Raw genomic sequence first — 18,869 nt, 5'->3', positions numbered from 1 at the left:
TGGCGACGCCCGTCCTGAGGCTCGGGCGCGGACCGCTCTGCCTCGAGCGATCTCCGGCCTTCTTCTTCTCAATATGCGCGAGAGCTCGCGCATCACGCTTACAATTGGCGGGGTAGTAGTAGCTCGGGGTACCTGTGTCTTATCGAGAGGTGCCGCGGCATCGTTCTCCAGTAGATGTCGCATTAATCACCGGGACGTGTAGACTACGACGCCAAGGAATGGGGGCAGCATGGACTACAGCGTCCTTAACGTCGAAAACCAGAATCCCAAGGTTGATCAACACGTGCGCAACGTCGCGGAAGGACGCTATGGCCTCCCCGAGTTCCAGCGCACCTTCGTCTGGGACGACGAACGCGTTCGCGGCCTGTGGGATAGCCTCTACCAAGGCTTCCCTGTGGGCCAGATCATGCTCTGGACGCCGGACCAGATCGACTTCCCGATGCGATCGTTCGGGCGGGAGCAGAAAGAGGTGACGGGAGGCAACCGCGTTGCGGTCATCGACGGCCAGCAGCGGCTCACGGCGCTTTACCTCGTGCTTGCAGGGCAGGTAGAGCTCCGCTTCAACCTCGAACGACAGGAGTTCACCTTCAGCACCGGACCGAACGACCTCCGCCTGGACATCCTGCGTGATGCAGCCGGAGCCCCAGTCGAGTACGTCAAGGCAGCCGGGCGCCAGCACTTCTTCCAACACGCCACACCCGCGCAGAAGGAGACATTCGGCGAGAGGATCAACTGGCTGAACAACATCCTCGTGCAGCGCGAGATGCCCTCCCAGAAGATCGTGGGTTCGGCCTACTCGGTCGTCCTTGACGTGTTCAAGCGACTTAACCGGCAGGGCGAGCCGCTCAATGAAGCGCAGCTCACCATGTCCGGCATTTCGCTCCGCTGGCCCGGCGTGTTCCGCAAGACGTACGACGTGCTCCGGCAGCTTAACACCGAGATGGGCTTCGATCAGGCAGAAGACCCCTCGTTCGTGTTCCTGGTATGGACGGCGGTTCACACTGGCCAGCACCTGGTCAAGCACCTAGCGCCCGAGCCCGAGAGCAGGTCGAGGTACCTGCGGCAGGCGACCGCCGAGAACTACGAGGCGTCATGGCAGAGGACGGTCGGGGGTCTCAAGCAGCTCACCGAGGTCATGCGCAACGATCTCGACCTGACGAACTTCAAGTTCGTGAAGGCGTACTATCCTTTGGCCGTAGCCGCGCACTATCTCGCAGTGCACCCTGTGGTAAACGAAACGGACAGGACCGCGCTGGTGCGCTGGCTGATCCTCGCGCTCGTGTCCGGCCGCTATGCAGTGCGCGGGCAGACCAAGTATGGCGCGGACATCAAGAATACGGCGGAGGAAGCGGCTCTGAGGCAACTTTTCCACCACGCGCGAGAGCCGCTCGATCCGGAGCATGCAACCAGCAACCTGCTCGACGTCGAGAGCTTCCTCGAAGGGGGGTTCAGATCCCCTTACGTGACACTGCTCTACATGGTGGCGCGGAGGCTGGGTGCTGTGGACTGGTTCGATCAGACGCTCAGGATTGGCGCATCGCTCCCTGGTGGGGGCACGTGGCAGTTCCATCACATCTTCCCCGACGAGAGCTTCGACGCGGACCGGGGGAAGCTGCGTAACGCTTTCGAGGAAGCGAGGATCGAAGGCGATGAGGACGAAGCTGAGCGGCTCCGAAGTGAGCTGGCCGACTTTGAGGCACGGGTCGCGTCGTTCGCCAACCTGGCGTTCCTCTCCCCCATGACGAATCAGAGCATCTCGAACCGGCAGCCGTCGGAGTATCTGAAGGAGATCGCGTCGACACCTGAGGGGAGGGCGGCACTCGAGGCGCAGCTGATCCCCATGAACCCGAAGCTGTGGAAACACACGGCTTTCGAGGACTTCCGCCGTGCGCGGTGCCAGCTCCTCGCCACGAAGGCACGGGAGCTGTTCTTCTCCTCGACGTGAGGAGGGGCGACGATACCGCTCAAGGACCTATGTGTGGGGTCACTCCGACCCCGCCCACGGCGGCGTCCCGCTGCATGCCGGGCTCTTCACAGCTCGATCGGGAGCGCCTGCGCTGGTCATCTTTCACCGCAACGCCAACCCTTGCACCGGCACGAGCAGCCCTGCCGTCACGAGATCGTCGAACTGCTTCCCGAGCGCGAGCGCGAAGAGCCGGTCCTCGATGAGCACACCCGCCTCGATGTTCTCCTGCTGCGCGGCCACCGAGGTGTTGGCCGAGGTGACGAAGGCAACCTCCTCGTCGACGACAATGCACTTGGCGTGGAAGCTGATCATCCGGTTATCGATGGTGCGCGGGTCGTGGAAGACCTCGGGGACACGCGCGCCGCGCCACTGTGAGCCGCGGAAGCGCTGGACGAAGCGCGCCTCGTACGCCTCTCGCGTGCGCAGCCCCGCGACGCGATCGTCGCCGACCGTGAGGTCGAAGAACATCCGGACGCGCAGCGCCGGGATCTCCGCCATCCTCGCGGCGAGGGGCGCGAACAGCGTCGCTCCGCTCCCGAGGCTGTAGCTCGAGACGAGCACCGACCGCCGTGCCCGGGCAAAGAGCTCGGCGACGACCACCTTCGTGTCGCGCGACGACGCGCCGACACGCTCCGGCCCCGTCCACACAAGCTCCACCCTCGGCGCTCGCGCCGTCGCGACGGCTCGCTCCGCGACAACGAGCCGGCACATGGCGGCGAGCGCGGCCTCGCTCCCCGTCGTCTTCCGTAGCGCCTCCAGCGCGCGGACAGCGCCCGCCGACGTCGTGAAGGCGCGCAGGCCGAATTTCGTGAGCGGGCCGCGCACATGACCCGCCTCGAGCGCGTCGGCGAGCTGCAGCAGCGTCTCGCTGGGGACATCGAGCGGCTCCATCACGTCTCCGCGAAGAAGGCAGCGCCGGAATCCTCCACCGTGTCCACGACAAGCGATCGATCGAGCAGCTCGTTCGACCACTCGCACGAAGGCTCCGAGACGAGCAGGCAGCCGTGGCACGCCGCGCCGTGGAGAAACCGCTCCTCGTGCGCGTCGTCCGGGTGGTGCTGCGCGCACACGGGGTCGTTCGAGCAGAGCCGGCCAAGCTCGAGCGCCGCGGCGAGGTGGTGGCCGAGCTTCTTGCCCACCTGCACGAGGCCGCCCAGCGTCCCCTCGGCGTCGGGGGTGCCCGTGAACAGCAGGATGCCGCAGCGATCCCCGTCCAGATAGATACGCTCGCGGATCGAGCTCGCCGCGTAACCGCACTCCAGGGACACGGCCGTGAGCAAGAGGTGCGACAGCGAGTGCAGCATCACGTAGGTCACGCCCGGAAACCGCGCCTTCTTCACCTGGCGGTGCTTCTTCCAGGCCTCGAACCCCGCGATGAGCCGCGTCTCCCGCGTCTCGACCGGACGCCTGTCGCGCCACCTGGCAACCGCGCCGGGGTCGAGCGCCAGGAAGATGCCTTCTCCTCGGTTCTCGACGGCGGGCAGCCAGGTCACCTCGCGCGCCAGCGGCGCCGTGCGCACGCCGAGCGACAGCTCGTAGTCGACGTCGCGCGCCGGCGCCTCGAAGCGCGTGAACCCGAGCTGGACGGCCACCTCGCGCATCCGGTGCACGAGGACCACCCGCGAGATCCGTTGCATGGCGCCGGGCCGCGCGGGGGCGAGCGACAGCGCATTGGCGAAGAAATCCTCCTTGTCTGGGGTGTCCTCCCCGGCCGACTCCGGGATCGCAAGGAACGTGTCCAGCTCGGCCGCCTTGATCCCGCGCCCCTCCTCGCTCACCCCCGACCGCTTGCGCTGCACCTCGGCCCACAGATCCCGCGCGCTGAAGCGATCGCGCAGGTGCTTGTATCTGGCCTTCTTCAGCTCGTGCGCGATGTCGTCCTCGCCCTCGGCCGACTCGAGATCTCCCCACGCCGCCTCGGTCGCCTCGCGGAGCGCCTGCTTGACCGCGTCCGCGGGGATCGAGATCGCGCTCACGTTCTGCGGGAAATAGGCGTTCGTCGCCGAGCGGACGAGGAGCTTGTTCCGGACAGGCTTCCCCTGCTCATCGACGCAAGCGGGCGCCCCCTCGTCCCCCGGCGCCGCCCCAGGGAGCCACGGCGTGTCCCCCCAGCAGGGGCCGAGGGGTGATTGCTCGCCCTTCATCGTCGCGTCGACGAGCGATCGGCTCGCCTTGCAGGCGCAGCGCACCAGGATGTCGGCGAGATCGCCGCTCGTCCCGCGCTCGTCCAGGAAGAGCTCGCGCGAGCACTCGGTGCGGCCCCCGTGGGCGAAGCCCTTCCAGTCGATGTCGCCGATATGACCGTTCGGGCAGGCCCGGACGAACCGGATCGGGACGACCTTGCCGTGGCTGCCGCGCTCGATCGCCCTCCAGTGAAGCAGACGGCGCGATCGGAAGCCGCCCTCGCCGACCCGGGCGTCCGCCGGCTGCTCGATGAACCATCCAGGAAACTCGAAGGCCGTGATGCCGCGCGCCGGCGCATCGGGCGCGTCCGGGCTCGACGGCGGCGAGAAGAGGCGCAATCGGGGGTTCTGCTCGCGATGGCGCAGCGCGGCCTCGAGCCGCTCCTCGAAGACCTGCTGGAACCCCTCCTTGTCCGGATCTCCCCACGACTCGAGGCCACCCATGATGGCGGCATGCTTCGGGAAATCGACGAGCGCGCCGGGACCGAAGGTCGTCAGCACCTGGCTCCGGCGGACCTGCCCCTCGGGGCGAGGTCTCGCCTTGGGGGAGCCGCTCGAACGCGGCCTGCGCGCTGACATCAGCCGTCCTCCTGCCGGCGTCCGCCGGGCTTTCTCAGGTACACATCCACGCTGGGCTCGATGTCTCGGAGCGAGCGCTGCGCCTTGAACTTCCGCAGGTCGCGGTCCTCCGGCGCGGGCTCGAGCGGATCACGCAGCAGATTCGGGTGCGTGGGCTCCTCGCGCTGGTACTGGAGGCCAGCGCTCACGGCGCGGTTCTTCTCGACCGTGCGCTGCCACGAGTCGAGGAGATCGCTCGCCCGCCTCTCCACCCTGCGCGCGATCTCGGGCGCCTCGTCCTTGTCGACGTGCGCCTGCGCGGCGCGCGCGCCGAGGCGCAGCGGGATGCGGCTCACGCGATCGCGCAGCGCGCTCTCGCCGATCTCCTCGGCGCCCCGCGGCGGCGTCAGCTCGGGGATGCTCAGGCGCGCCAGCGCGACCGTGACCGCCGCGATCCCGCGGTCGATGGCGCGCGGCGAGAACGGCGTGACGCTCGTCGCCTCGACCGCCCGGTAAAACGAGGCGTGGTAGGCGTTGAAGCGCTCGAAGTGCGAGCGGTCCCGCGGTTTATGGCAGTTGAGCAGCGTGACCACGAGGCCCGGCCTCTTGTCGTCGCGGCCGACACGGCTCGTCGCCTGGATGTACTCGGCCGTCGTCTTGGGCTGTCCGAACACGACCATCAGGCCCAGGCGCTGGATGTCGAGGCCGACCGAGATCATGTTCGTCGCGAGCGCGACGTCGACGTGCTCGGGCCTGTCCATCGTGCATGCGAGGCGGTCCTTCGCGTTCGCCACGCGGTGCGTCGGCTCGCGGCTCGTGAGCTCGACAGGCTCCCCCAGCGAGCGCGTCGCGAAATCGCCGGCCTCCTGCCCGACCCGCCGGCGCGCGTCGTAGCCGCGGACGCGCGAGGTGACCTCGTCCTCCACGATCCGGCGGCTCCCGCCGAGCTCGCGCAGGCTGTTGAAGTAGCCCACGAGCGTCGTGTACGGGTCGGCGGCGACCCCGGACTCGTCGACCGCCTTCTTCCCGGCCGCGAGGAGCGCGAGGTAGACGCGCAGCAGGGCGACCTTCACGCTCCGGCCGGGGGCGGCGACGCCCAGGTACTTCCGCGCGTGCCGCTCGGTCACGGGCACCGTGCGCGCGAAGAACGAGTCGCGGCGGTCGGGGCCGGGGGGCGGGAAGATCGTGACCGCGGAGCGGCCGAAGAGGGCCTTGATCTGCGCCTCCGCGCGCCGCACGGTCGCGGTCGAGGCGACGATCTTCGGGCCGAACACCTTGCCCGGCGCCGGGCGCTCGCAGAGCACGTCGATCGCCGTCTCGTAGAGCCCGACCATGGTCCCGAGCGGACCCGAGATGAGGTGGAGCTCGTCCTGGATCACGAGGTCCGGCGGCGCCAGCGGACCGCCCTCGATCGGGCGCCCGATCCCTGGGTCGCAGGGGCCGTAGAACCCGGCCTTGTCGTGCCGGTCGACCCTGCCGAAGAGCGCGCCCGTCCGCCCGACCCACGGCAGCTGCGCGAACTTGTCGACGGTCGCGATGAGGAAGCACGGCAGTCGGCGATAAATGGGCTCATCGACGGTCAGCATCGGGAGCGCGCGCTCGCCGGAGAACGCGCAGTCGCGGTTCGCGCAGTAGACCTCGAGGTTCTGCGGGTGGGCCGGGGTCGGCGTCAGCCGGAACGAGCTCGGGACGAACTTCCTGTCGCACCACGGGCACTTCTCGATCGGGACCGGGGCAGGGTTCCTGTCGGAGGCTTGCTGGTACGCATTGACCTTCATCCGCGCCGTCGACGGGTCGTAATCTTTCTCGGAGCCCATCCGGTTCGGGGTCGCGCCCTTGCCGACCCAGAGGCCGATCTCGAACGGCCACGCTCCGAGCCGCGTGTCTCCCTGCCTGGCGCGCTCCTGCCGCTCGAGCTCGAGGGCGCACACGAGCGCGGCGGCGCGGCCGAGCTGGTCGAGCGTCAAGAGCCGCAGCGTGTAGCGCATGACCACGCTGACGCCCGCGCCGGCGTGCCCGCCGCTCCGCAGCCGGCGCAGGACCAGGGTGAACGCCGCGAGCCCCAGATAGGCCTCGGTCTTGCCGCCGCCGGTCGGGAAGAAGAGCAGGTCGATGACGGTGCGGTCGTGGTGCGCCGGCTCGTGCATCGCGCGGAGGTTGATCAGCAAGAACGCGAGCTGAAAGGGCCGCCAGGCGGGGGGACCGTTCTTCTTCTCGATGTCGCGCGCCCGCGCCGCGCGCGCCATCGCCCGGTTCGCGAGGCGGAAGGCCAGGAAGACGTCGGCATCGTCGAGCGCGGCCAGGCCATCGAGCATCCGGCGCCGCACCGTGCCGGCCGCGTCGACAAGCCCGGCCAGCACCTCGCGTTGATGCTCGCCGACCGGCGTCCTCGCCTGGTCCTCGATCCACAGCGCGTACCTGGCCGGGAGCTCCTCGAGCAGCGCCCGCACCTCCGCCGCCGACCCGGCGTCGGCGAGCGCCTCCATCCCGAGCTCGACCCCTTTGACCTCGCCGGGCACGACCTTCTCGACCTCCGCGGTCGGCAGCCAGGTGGTCCACACGCGCGTGCAGGCGCGCCCCTCGACGACGTCGGCCTCGGCCGCGACGCCGTGCCCGACCGCGTGCTCGTAGACGTTGCGGTACTGCAGCTCCGCGATCTGCTCGTCGTGGTCGTCCCCGCCCTGCCCGCGGACGTTCGGGCGCGGGAGGAACCGCTCCTCCGTGTGGAGCTCGAGCCTCGCCTGGAAGAGGAACGCCCGGTCCTTGGCCGCGCGCTCGGTGAGCTCCTTGTCGTTCACGAGGAACGCGGCCACGGCGCGCGCCCCCGGCTCGACGCCGGCGCCCTCCGGCACGCGTCGCACCGAGACGACGAGGTTGACGCCGTCGGCGAGCGGATATGCCACCTTTCCGATCGCCGGGAGCGCGAACGTCTGCGCGACCTCCCGGGGCGACCTCCGCCAGCGCTCGGATGGGCGAGCGGCCACCGGCGACTCCGTGCCTTCGCCCTGCGGCGCGGGGCGGACCGACCCCTCCTCGCGCACGTACTCGCCCCACGTGGCCCGCACCGCCAGCACGCGGGTCGCCGCCGGGACGAGCACGCTCAGCCCGATCGACGACGGGAAGAACGCCTTGCGCGCCGACGCGACCTCCGGGGGCGCCGCGTCGTCGCCGTCCTCGCCTTCCACGCTCGCGAGCTCCTCGTCCGGCTCCGGATCTTCGCGCACCTCGATGGGCGCCTCCCGCGGGACAAGGAACCCCGTCAGGTACCAGCGGGACGGCGCCACGGAGAGCACCTCGTGCGGCTCCGCCCCCACGAGGTCGCGCCCGAGGACCTCCACGAGGTGATCGCGGACCTGCACCGGCTCGGTGCGCTTCGTCGCTTCCGTCGTCGCCATTCGCGTCTCCTCGTCTTCCCGGGAGCGGTTGCGCGGCGCGCCATCGCGCGGCCCGCGCTTCCGCTCGTCCCCCCGCGCGCATGCGGTCGAGCTCGAACAGCCGTGTGAGCACCCCAGAAACGGAGCTCAGACCCGCAGAGTACGAAGTACTAGGCGATTCTCCCGAGTTATGTCCACCGGAAAGCCTGCGCCCGGTCGCCGCCGCTCAGGAAGCCGGGCGGGGCTCGGACCCCATCGGAGCACCGTCGCTGCCACATGCCTTCCGATGGGCCCGGGGGCGCTGCCCCGAGGTCAACGGGTGAGCTCCCGGTCTACAGGGCGGAGGCGACCCTGGCGATGAAGCTCGTGGGCCACGAACGGGCACTCACGACGGACCCACGCCAGCGGGAGCGGCTCGTCCGGATCGTCCGGATCTGTCTTCAGCCCATGATAGAGGTCGTGGTAACGGGCCCGGCTCGCGCAGAACGTCGGAGAGTTCAGTCCCAGCCGATCCCGCGTCGCGATCACCGCTGCGCGCAGGTCGGCGTCGAGTCCTTCCGCAGGCTCGACCTTGAACGTGCCCAGATCGATGACGAACCAGCCGTCCTCGATCTCGAAGGGATCGAGGACGTCCTCGTGATTGCCCTTGCTCGTGTTGATCTGATGCGAAGCGAGCCGGAAATTGCTCCATTCATAGGCGAGCGCCTTGTGATTCGACTTCGGCTTGAAGTGATCGACCGTCGCGAGCCCCGTCGCCGGCTCGATGTACATGCCGAGATAGGCGCAGATGTTCCGATAGACCGCCCGCAGCGCCGGAAGTGCCTCCGTCCAGAACGCGGGGAGGGCTTCGGAGGGGATATCCTCGACCCGGTCGGCGAGCTTCGCCCGCTTGGGTCCGCGTCGCGTGGGGGCTTCGGCGGAGCCGATCAGCTCCGCTAGCGCCGCCTTCCCCTTCTGGCGGACTTTCGCGTCGAAGTCGGGGGGCTCGGCGGCTCGTTGGACGCGGATCACGCAGACTCCCCGCCGGCGTGCTGCTGGACGTAGTACCGCCAGCGCACCAGGAAGGGGTCCATCTCGGGGAGCGTGCGGAGGAGAGCCTCGTTGACCCGCCCGAGGTCGGCCGCGTCGGGGCTCGAGTCCCTGAGCAACCGCCGCGCCTCGCGGAGCACGGCTTCTGCCTCCGCGGACGTCGCGGCGTCGAGATCGAACACGTCGGACATCAGCCAGCGATTGACGTCCCCCCGCTTGTGCCACGCGTCCCGCTCAATGCGCACGGCTTTGTCCACGAGATCGAGCTTCCAGAGCGCGTCAGCTTCGGGATCGAACATCGGTTCCACCGACGCGAGCACCAGCGGAGAGTGCGTGGCGGCGATCACCTGGACACGCGGCGCGTGCGCTCCCCACGCGCCGACGGTTTTGAGCAGCCCCGGGAGCACCGCGCGCTGCCACCTGGGGTGAAGGTGCGTCTCGGGCTCATCGATGAGCAGGATGACCTGCTCCGAGAGCGGAAGAGCCTGCCGCCGCGCCGCCTCCTCATGCTCCGAGAACGCCCAGGTGAGCAGATACGCCAGCTTGAGCATGCGCTGCATCCCGGCCGCGGCGAAGATCACCGGGACCTCGTCCCCGTAAGGCATCTTGATCGTGGGGACGTCGCGGACGTCCTCCAGGAAGGGCCGTGTGGGCTTGCCGGCTTTCATGGGCTCCTCCGGATCCTCGGACAGCGCCTCGAGCATCCGGGAGAGCATCTCGAAGCGAGGGTCATGGGACTGCTGCCAGCGCGTCCAGTCGTCGAGCAATCCCCGGCAGACCACCTGGTTGTCGCCGGCGCGGAGCTCATCGAGGACCTGACCCGGCGTGAAGTGATAGGCGGGCAGCATCTCCCGCTCGCTGCCGTCCGCGCCGCGGTAGAGACGGTAGTTCTTGGCCGGATCCCAGACCGAGAACGCGCCGTCCGCGCGCGCGTAGAGGACGAGGCCGGGGTTCGATGGACGCCCTCGCTTTCGCTTCCAGTCCTGGGCCCTCGCGATCCAGGGGCACACGTCCTCGGTGAGCCCCTTGGCGCCGTCGAAGGCGAACCCGATGGACGCGTCGGGCCGCCTGGGGACGGCCGGGTAGTGCGGCCAGGTCCGCGTGAGCGCCCACCAGCCGACATCGAGGAGGAACGACTTGCCGAGGCCGTTGTCGCCGGTGATAAGGTTCAGCCGTCCGGCGAGCGGCCCGAACGTGAGCTTGTCGGCCGGACCGATGCCGTCGAGCTCCAGCCGCCTAAGCATGACGTTCTCTGGTGAGCGGAGGGTACGCGCTCCCGCACGCGCGGAGCGCGCCTGCTTCAGTCGTCGCCATCGTCGTCCTCGTCGTCCAGTTTGCGCGCGTCGCGCGCCACCGCCACCCCGCGCTTGCGCTCGTCCTCCGCGCGGACGCGGTTGAGCTCGATCAGCCGGGCCAGGACCTCGTCGCGCACCTCGTCGGGCCAGCGGTAGCGGTAGGGCTTTCGCTTCCGCTTCTTGCCGCCCTCGTCGTCGTCCTCGGCCCCGTCGTCGTGATCGAGGAGGAACTCGCAGGCGGTCGGCACGTCCTGCCAGCCGTAGGCGTCGAGCACCGCGCGGTCCATCTCGGCGTGGAGCGCGCGGAGCTTCAGGACCTCGGGGGAGCGCTCGTCGGGGTCGTGGAAACGGTTGTAGGTCTTGGTGAGGCCCTCGTCGTTCTTCACCATGAGGGCGGCGCGGAACTCGTAGTAGGTCTTGCCCGTGGCCTCGAGGACGGGATTGGATTGCCAGTCCGGAGGGAAGGGGAAGGTCTCGAAGCAGTCGGAGGGGGTGTAGCGGACGTCGTCCTTCATGGACGAGGCGAAGAAGCGAGCCCAAGATTCGTGAGGGCGCGCTTGGAGCACGGCGAATGCACTGTTCGAGTCGAGTGCGAATACGTTGAGCGTATGAGCAAAAACTCTGTCGGTTGGTTGAAATGCAAATGCGTGGTGTGCGCTTACTTGTGAGTTTGCGATTGTTCGTGCTTTTCCGTTGAGCGCTTTATATAGAGCGGGCGCGGGCTCTCCGAAGCGCCACCAGTAACGCCGCCGGACATCACGTTTGTTCCCCGTTCGCTCAGGCTTCACCTTGCGCTCAACGACCTCCATCAAGTCCGGCCACCGATGTGCTTCTTCTTCGGTCATCTGCTCGAAGTTGATCGCGTAACGATGATACGCGTGGGAGGGGCTCGTGTTGAGTTCCTCGCCGCCGAGGTAGGGGAAGATCCGCTCCGCGTTCCGTGGATCCTTATCAATTAGGCGTTTCATTTCGGCGAGCGTGCTGGCGCGCTTCTTTTTGTCGGTGTCGTCGAATGTGAAGCCCATGCCGAGCACGTAGCTTCCTATAAAGCTGCGCTCCTGGTTCGTGGTGAGCGTAGCAGGGTCTTCGTCAACCTCGTTAGCAACGAGGAATGCCGAGATCCGAGGCACGGGCTTCCCATCGAGCTCCGGCGTTAACGTGGACCCCTCGCGCTGCACATGCACAACACTCACGATCACCGCGGCGGCTCCCGGCCACTTGTACCGGCGCTTGGCAGCATAGATGACCCCGCCATGTTGCACGATCCAGCGAAGCCCTGTCCCTCGCGTATCGCCTTGCGCCACGGTGTTCGTGGCGATGAGGCCGAACGCACCTGTGCGTCTGAGCAACGAGAACGCTCGCCGGAAGAAGTGGGCGACCAGATCGGCGTTGCCATGGGAGCCCTCGTGCAAAGCCTTGAGCCAGTCGACCGCGAGCGGGCCGCCGCTGGCCAGGAGCGTGTTCTTCCCCGCGAAGGGCGGGTTCCCCACGAACGCATCGAACCCCGGGTTCTCCCGCGCAAACACCTCCGGGAACTCCAGCTCCCAGTGGAACGGCGTCACCGGCGGCGTGAGAGTCCGCAGCTCGTCTGCCCGCTCGCGCAACGAATGCGTGCTCAGTCGCCCGGACAGGAACGGCTCGACCACGGTATCGCCAAGGCGCTTCCTGTGTTTCTCGCGCGCCGCGTCCTTCTTCTCGGAGAAGAACGCCAGCACCGCCAGATCGGCGATCGCCCGCACATCGGCGACCAGGTCCTCCGCATCGTCGAGCCGCCGCGACTTCTCTGCCACATCCGATGAATCGCTGAGCGCGTGGATCTCGCCGCGCTTCTGCTCCACCGCCTTCAGCACCGTCGCGAGGCGCGGCCGGAGCAGCAGCGATGGCTTGCCCGTGTCCTTCCAGTCGAAGCACGCGATCCGCTCCGTCGACAGCCCGACAAGCGAGTCCCCCTGCAGGAGGGCGTGGTCGAGGAACGTGAACGGGTGGTCCTTGGCCAACGTGAACAGCCACAGCGAGAGCTTGGCCAGGTCGACCGCGAACGGGTTCTTGTCGACGCCGTAGAGGCAGCGCTGCGCGACAAGCCGCCGCGCGTGGAGCTCGCGGTCCTCGTCGGGTGGAATCACGGGGGCGTCGCCGTGCACGCCCCACGCGGCGTCGAGCGCCGCGGCGAGGAAGCGGCACGACTCGACAAGGAACGCGCCGGAGCCCATCGCCGGGTCGCACACCTTGAGGGCGAGGATCTGCTCGGCCCGCGGCGTCTTCCCCGCGGCCAGCGCGTCGAGCTGCGGCTGGAGGGTGGTCCGCACGATCGGCTCGGTGAGCTCGCGCGGCGTGTAGTGGCTCCCCGACCGCCGCCGCTCCTCGGTGGGCTGCAGGTAGAGCGCGCCCTGCGGGAGCACGTCCGGGGTCTGCGGCGAGACCTTGCGCCCGAGCGCGGCCACGAGCGCCGCCTCGTTCTTCGCCGACTTCCACGCCTTCTGCGCGGCGTCGGCGAGCTTGCAGCCGGCCTCGACGAGGAGCTTGTCGCGCGCCGTCTCGGACAGCGCGAGCGCCTCCTCCAGGCCGATCACCACGTGGTGCGGCAGGACCGCGATCGAGCGCCCCCGGGCCTGCTCCAGCGTGAACCCCATCATCGCCTCGTACACAGAGCCGATCTGCTCGACCTCGAGCGCCCGGTACGAGAGCCGGTCGCCGTCGAGGTACAGCAGCAGCCCGAGGACCTCGTAGATCACCCCGTCCGACACGAGCGGCGGCGTGATCCGTTCGCCCTTCCCCCGGCGCGTCCCGTGGGCGCGCCCCTCGAGGAACGGGTACGCGTCGGGATTGAAGAGGTGCCCCGCGCGCGGCGGGATCTGCATCTCCCGGGCGTGCGCGCCGTCGTGGAGCACCCGGAACAGCGTGAGCAGCTGCGCCCACGCCCCGTACCGCGCGTGCATCGTGTCGGGGTGCCGGCCCGCGTCCTCGCGCAGCCGCTCGAACAGCCCCGTGACCGAGTAGCTCCCGGGGTAGATCCCGCCCGCGGGCAGGAGCGCGCGGTCCTCGGCGTAGAGCACGAAGACAAGGCGCATCAGCGTGGTGAGCAGCCCGCCGTACACCTGGGCGCGGTCCTCGACGAGCACCTCGCGCAGGAGCTCGCCGCGCCCGCGCGGGTCGACCTCGTTGGCCGCCTGGAACCCGCGCACAAGCGCGTGGAGCGCGTCGAGCACCTGCCCGGCGAGCTGGGTCGAGACGGTGCTCTGGTACTTGCGGCTCTCGACGAGGAGCGCCGGGAGCCGCTGCGCCTTCGGGCCGGTGAAGAGCCGGCTCTCGTGCAGCAGCATCACAAGGCCGGCGAGGATCGGGCGCCCGCCGACCTCGCACATGGCCCGCACCGGGAACGTGAGGTGCCCGGGCGTCTCGGCGCGCGGCGCGTACACGAGCCGCAGGCTCGCCCCGTTGAAGAGGAGGCCGAGGGAGACCCCCGTGTCGCGCAGGAGCCGCTCGAAGCGCGTCTCGGGGCTCGCGCGCCAGCCGCCGCCGTCGGCCCGCTCGGGCGGCAGCGCGTCGAGATCCGTGTTCGCCGGCTCCTCGCGCACGAGGAGCAGCGGCGCGGGCGGCCCGCCGCGGGCGTCGGGGTCCATCAGGACGTGCGTCGGCGAGAGCGTCTCGCGCTGCTCGGGGAGGTGCACCGACCAGCGCGCGTCGTCCGGCGCGACAGGGCAGAGGTCGTCCGGCCGCCAGCCGAGCACCGCCTCGCAGAAGGGCCCGAGCCGCTTCAGGACCACGTCCCCGCTCTCTCCCCAGCGCTCGGCGATGGCGTCGCGGAGGTCGCGCGGCCTGTCGGTCAGGAGCCCGAGGAGCGCGTTCTGCGCCGGGATGACGTCGGTGTTCGCGTACGCCTGCGCCGCGACGAGCGCCGGGGGCGTGACGACGATGCCCACGCGCTGGCCCTCGAGGAGGCCGAGCCACGTCTTGTGCGCCTGAAGATCGCGGCTCTGCGCGGTCGTCGTGCTGCTTGCCATCAACCTGTCCTCGGCCAGAGGTAGACGAGCCCGAGCGGGTCGAGCCGGCGCGCCCGCACCTCGTAGGCCCGATCGATGCGCTGCGGCTCCGACGCGATCTCGGCGTCGATCGTGCGCAGGCGCGTCTCCCAGAAGGCGCGCTCCGACGCGACCTGGCGCCGGGCGATATCGTTGAACAAGAGCTCCTGCTGGGGCGCGTCGTGGTGCTTCCGGATGCGCGCGCGCTGGGCCTCGAGGACCTTGCGGATGTCGGCCGCCTCCTTTGCCGCGCGCTTGCCGAGCTCCTCCTCGGCGCGCTTGCCCGCGGACTCGCCGCGCTGGACGAGGAGCGGCAAGAGCTCCTCGATGTCGCGCTCGGCGGCGGCCGCCAGGTCCTCCCTTACCTTGTCGTGCGGGCGCTCGCCCCGCGCGAGCCCGTCGTCCATCTGCCGCAGGACCGCGTCGTGGTGGTCGAGCCCCAGCCCGCGGAGCCTTGTCTTGCGCACAACGGGGGCGACCCAGGGCGCGGCCGCCAGGATGACCTCCTCGTGCAGGCGCGACGCGTGGTCCCCGTACAGGCCGAGGCGCCCGAGCAGCACGACCTTCGGCTCTGCCTCCTCGACGACGACGGCGGTCGCGCGCGACAGATCGTTGTGGAGGAACCCCTGGGACCGGAACCGCCCGAGGAGGCGCTGCACGATCCGGTGCTCGAGGTGGAGGTGGACGACCTCGGCGTCGAGCGTGCCGGTGTCCGCGAAGACCACGGGCCGGAGCGTCGCCTCGCGCCGCCATGCCCGGAGGTCGACGTCCCGCGGCCTCTCCGGCGCGCGCAGCGCGTCGAGGAGCTCTGCCCAGCCCGGGTCGGCGCCGGGCAGCCGATCCAGCGCCGGGAACGCGAACGCGCCGGGCGGGGCCGGCTTGCCCGAGGGGAGCCGGTCCCGCGCGGGGTCGAGGGCCTGCAGCGGCTCGGCGCCGAGCAGCCGGAGCGCCTCGGAGAGGGCGCGCTCCAGGTCGCCGCCGCGGAGCCCGAGGTGCACGCGCGACTCCTCGAGGAGCGCGCGGAGCGTGGCGAGCTGCTTCTCGAGCGGCGCGCGCCGCTCGCGCGAGGCCTCGAGCTCGTCGGGGCCGGGCGCCCCGTTCACCGCGCCGATCGCCCCGCAGAGCGCCGCCGCCTGCCGCAGCGGGATGCCGTTCGAGAGCAGGCGCAGGAGCTCCCCCTCGACGACCGCGCCCAGGCTGCCGAGCTCCTTCTGGATGGTGCGCGTCTTGTCGACGAGCACCTCGAGCACGCGGTCCTCGGCGCGCTGCGCGAACAGGAAGTAGTGGCAGGTCACCACCTCCTCGCGCTGCAGCTTGCGGTCGATGCGCCCGTTGCGCTGCTCCATCCGGCTCGGGTTCCACGGGACGTCGAAGTGGAAGAGGTCCGCGCAGTGGCTTTGGAGGTTGACGCCTTCCCGCGCGGCGTCGGTGGCGATCAGGACGCGCACCGGGTGCTCGGCCGGATCGCCGTTGAAGGCCTTCTTGATCTCCTCGCGCTTGGCCTCGCTGGCGATCTCGCCGTGGAAGACCTCGACGCGCTCCTCGCTGCGGTCGGTGAAGGCGAGCGCGGCCTCGAGCTGCTGCTCCAGGTAGCGCTTCGTGTCGGTGTACTCGGTGAAGATGAGGACGCGCGCGGCGTGCTCCCGCCCCTTGCAGCGGTCGAGCCAGCGGGCGGGTTTCGCGGGCCTTGCCCCGCGCGCGGGGAGGTCCGGGCAGAGGTGCTCCCGGATCCAGGCCACGAGCCGCTCGACCCGCGCGTCGGGCGCGCTCGCGTGCGCCTCGGCGACCTCGATCATGCGGTCGAGCAGCGCGAGCTCCTCGGCCTCGGTCGCCTCGCTGGACGCGCGCGTCGCGGCCTCGATCTGCGCGCTCTCCTCGCGCCGCAGCTCGTCCTCGCTGACGCAGGCCCGCTCGTCGTCGGCGCCCGGCGCCTCGCGCAGGAGGTCGAGCTGCTCCTCGCTGACCGGCGCGACCGGCGAGGGGGGCCGGGCGCCCATCTCCTTCTGCTTCTTCTCGCGCGCCTTGCGGAGCGAGTCGCGGTGGGTGAGCAGCGTGCAGCGGAGCGCCTCGATGGAGGAGAGGAGCCGCTTCTGCAGCGAGATGTCCAGGAGCCCGGCCGCCGCCTGCGCGCTCCGCGACGCTTGGGCGAGCCGCCGGGCGCGCAGCTCGCGGTACTGCTCGAGCAGGCGCGACAGCACGAGCTCGGGCGCGTTGTCAGGCAGGCCATCGAGGGTGATCTGCTTCACCTCGCGCCGGGGAAACGCGACCTTCACCTCGCGGAGGTCGGACTTGAGGCGGCGCACCATCACCGGGTCGAGCTGCCGCTGCGGCTCCTCGAGCGGGATCCCGCGCGTGAAGCGCTGCGGGTCGAGGATCTCGAGCAGGGCCGTGAAGCTGTTCGAGTGCCCGTTGTGAGGCGTCGCCGAGAGGAAGAGCCGGTGCTCGAAGAGCTCGGCCAGCTCGCGCACCGCGCCCGTGAGCTTCGAGTCGATGGCGTACTTCGCGCCGCTCGCGGGCGCCGCGTTGTGCGCCTCGTCGAGGATCATCATCGAGCCGCCGCCGTCCTTCTGGAGGCAGGCGCGGAGGGGCGCGACGTAGGCCTCGTCGCGCACGAGGGCGTGGGAGATGATGAACAGGTTGTGGGTCATCCACGGATTGACCGAGTAGCCGCGCTCCCGGCGCTTCCTCGCGACGAACTCGCGGTCGTGGACCACGAAGGAGAGGCCGAAGCGGGACTCGAGCTCCTCGCGCCACTGGACGACCACCGAGGGCGGCGCCACGACGACGACGCGGCGCACGCGCTGTCGCATGAGGAGCTCGCGGAGGATGAGGCCGGCCTCGATGGTCTTGCCGAGCCCGACGTCGTCGGCGATGAAGAGGTTGACCCGCGGGAGGAGCAGCGCCTTGCGGAGGGGCTCGAGCTGGTAGGCGTGGAGCTCGATCCCGGCGCGGTGCGGCGCCTGGAACAGCCGCGGTCGGGTGGAGGTGACGCAGTGCCACCGCTGCGCGTGCAGGTACGCGGCGAACGTGCGCGGCGCGTCGAGCCCGCGGGCGGCGACCTCGCGAAAGCTCGCCGCGTCGACGATCTGCGCGTCGACCTCGCTCTGCCAGAGCACGGAGAGCCGCGCGCCCTGGGCGTCCTCGTCGAGGCACGAGAGGTGAACGACGGCGTCCTCCTCGGGCGCGTCGTGCGCGACCTCGTCGACGAGGTAGAGGCGCGAGCGCACGCGCACGAAATTGCCCTGCTCGGGGGTGACTGACACGGGCGCATCCTAGGATGCGGGGGCACCCAGGAGGAAGGCGGGCATGAGGATCGAAGCCGACTGTCCTCCGCTGGGCACCACCTGATCGAGCGGGCGGCGGGCATGTCGGGATCTGCGCGGGGGCGTGGCCGGGCAGGCGGCGGGTAGGTCGGGATCTGGGCAGGGGCGTGGCCGGGCAGGCGGCGGGTAGGTCGGGACATGGGCAGGGGCGTGGCCGAGCAGGCGGCGGGTAGGTCGGGATCTGCGCGGGGCGTGGCCGGGCAGGCGGCGGGTAGGTCGGGATCTGCGCGGGGACGTGGTCGGGCAGGCGGCGGATAGATCGGGATCTGGGCGGAGGCCGTTGCGTGGGCTCCCCAGCCAGGTCGCGGGAATGAACGTCGATTACAGATCGGGGGCGGTGAGGACGTCGGGGGCGGCCGGCGGCTCTGCGGGGGCGGCCGGCTCCGGGGCGGCGCGCCCGCGCGCACCCCGCTCGCGATCGGCGTTCAGCTTGTCGATGTAGGCGAAGAGCCGCGCCTCGTGGTCCGCCGGCAGCGCGCTGCCCTCCTCCTGGATCTCGTCCCGGAGCGCCTCCCGGAAGCGACCCAGCAGCCCGACCGTGGCGTTGCGGAGCGGCCCGGTGGCCGCGGCGTTCTCGCCGGTGGCGAGGAGCGTGGCGCGCCTGCGCAGGAGCTTGTCGATGTCGTCGCCGGCGGCGACGAACGCCTTCACCCAGTCGTGCAGGCTGCCCCCGCCGGGGGTGGCGGCGGACTTCAGCTCTGCCTTGAGCCGCGCCAGCTCGGGCCGGTTGTCGAGCGCCGCCGACGCTTCGTCGGCGTAGGGGGCGCGGAGCACCTCGAGCTTCGGGACGAACGTCTGCTGCGCGGTCGCCGCCGCGTCCTTGAGCGCCGCCGGCAAGGCGGGGTGCGCCTCGATGGCCTTGCAGAGGAAGAAGATGGCCGCCCCGAGCCCGTCGTGCCGGACGTCGGCCTCGGAGAGCTCCCTGGCGAGCGGCGCCTGCGTGCCCGCGGCGTCGGGGATGGCGTCTATCTCCTTCTGCTTTGCTCTGAGTCGTCGCTCGTACAGCTTGCCTGTCGCCGACAGGCGCAGCTCGTCGGACCTCTCGTCGAGCAGGTCGCGCAAGGCGAGCTTCAGGTCTCCTATCGTGAGATTACGCAAGGTTACCTCCGTCATGGCGTGGTT

Annotated in this window: 9 protein-coding genes; 1 reads left to right on the top strand and 8 read right to left on the bottom strand. The window is 70.2% G+C overall.

Going from position 1 to position 18,869, the window contains the following annotated elements:
• Window positions 1-229 precede the first annotated feature (229 nt).
• Window positions 230-1,945 (top strand): GmrSD restriction endonuclease domain-containing protein, encoded by a 1,716-nt coding sequence (locus WMF36_RS36855; RefSeq protein WP_437575496.1) that lies wholly within the window; start codon window positions 230-232, stop codon window positions 1,943-1,945.
• Window positions 1,946-2,068: 123 nt separating this feature from the next.
• Here the strand turns inward: WMF36_RS36855 and drmC are convergent, their stop codons facing one another.
• From drmC to WMF36_RS36815, 8 genes are all read right to left on the bottom strand, one after another.
• A complete protein-coding gene (drmC, locus tag WMF36_RS36850) occupies window positions 2,069-2,857 on the bottom strand; it encodes a DISARM system phospholipase D-like protein DrmC (protein ID WP_437575495.1) in 789 nt (262 codons plus the stop codon).
• Entirely contained in the window at window positions 2,857-4,728 is a 1,872-nt protein-coding gene (gene drmB / locus WMF36_RS36845) for a DrmB family protein (RefSeq protein WP_437575494.1), read from the bottom strand. The genes drmC and drmB overlap by 1 nt, the downstream gene beginning before the upstream one ends.
• Window positions 4,728-8,102, bottom strand: a complete 3,375-nt coding sequence (gene drmA / locus WMF36_RS36840; RefSeq protein ID WP_437575493.1) for a DISARM system helicase DrmA — start codon at window positions 8,100-8,102, stop codon at window positions 4,728-4,730. Before drmA ends, drmB begins: the two co-directional genes overlap by 1 nt.
• A 291-nt stretch (window positions 8,103-8,393) precedes the next feature.
• Complete coding sequence (locus WMF36_RS36835) at window positions 8,394-9,092, bottom strand: hypothetical protein (RefSeq protein WP_437575492.1); 699 nt, start codon at window positions 9,090-9,092, stop codon at window positions 8,394-8,396.
• Window positions 9,089-10,354 carry an AAA family ATPase gene (locus WMF36_RS36830; RefSeq protein WP_437575491.1) on the bottom strand — a complete coding sequence of 422 codons (1,266 nt, stop codon included), beginning with the start codon at window positions 10,352-10,354 and terminating at the stop codon, window positions 9,089-9,091. Before WMF36_RS36830 ends, WMF36_RS36835 begins: the two co-directional genes overlap by 4 nt.
• A gap of 56 nt (window positions 10,355-10,410) precedes the next feature.
• Window positions 10,411-14,406, bottom strand: a complete 3,996-nt coding sequence (locus WMF36_RS36825; protein WP_437575490.1) for an Eco57I restriction-modification methylase domain-containing protein — start codon at window positions 14,404-14,406, stop codon at window positions 10,411-10,413.
• Window positions 14,406-17,687 carry a DISARM system SNF2-like helicase DrmD gene (drmD, locus tag WMF36_RS36820; protein WP_437575489.1) on the bottom strand — a complete coding sequence of 1,094 codons (3,282 nt, stop codon included), beginning with the start codon at window positions 17,685-17,687 and terminating at the stop codon, window positions 14,406-14,408. Before drmD ends, WMF36_RS36825 begins: the two co-directional genes overlap by 1 nt.
• A 381-nt stretch (window positions 17,688-18,068) precedes the next feature.
• Entirely contained in the window at window positions 18,069-18,845 is a 777-nt protein-coding gene (locus WMF36_RS36815) for a hypothetical protein (protein ID WP_437575488.1), read from the bottom strand.
• Between the last annotated feature and the right edge of the window lie 24 nt (window positions 18,846-18,869).

The organism is Sorangium sp. So ce887, assembly GCF_051521455.1.
In the GTDB taxonomy this organism is placed as follows: domain Bacteria; phylum Myxococcota_A; class Polyangia; order Polyangiales; family Polyangiaceae; genus Sorangium.
Note: the sequence above shows the minus strand (reverse complement) of the source record. Positions and strands in the feature narration are given on the sequence as shown.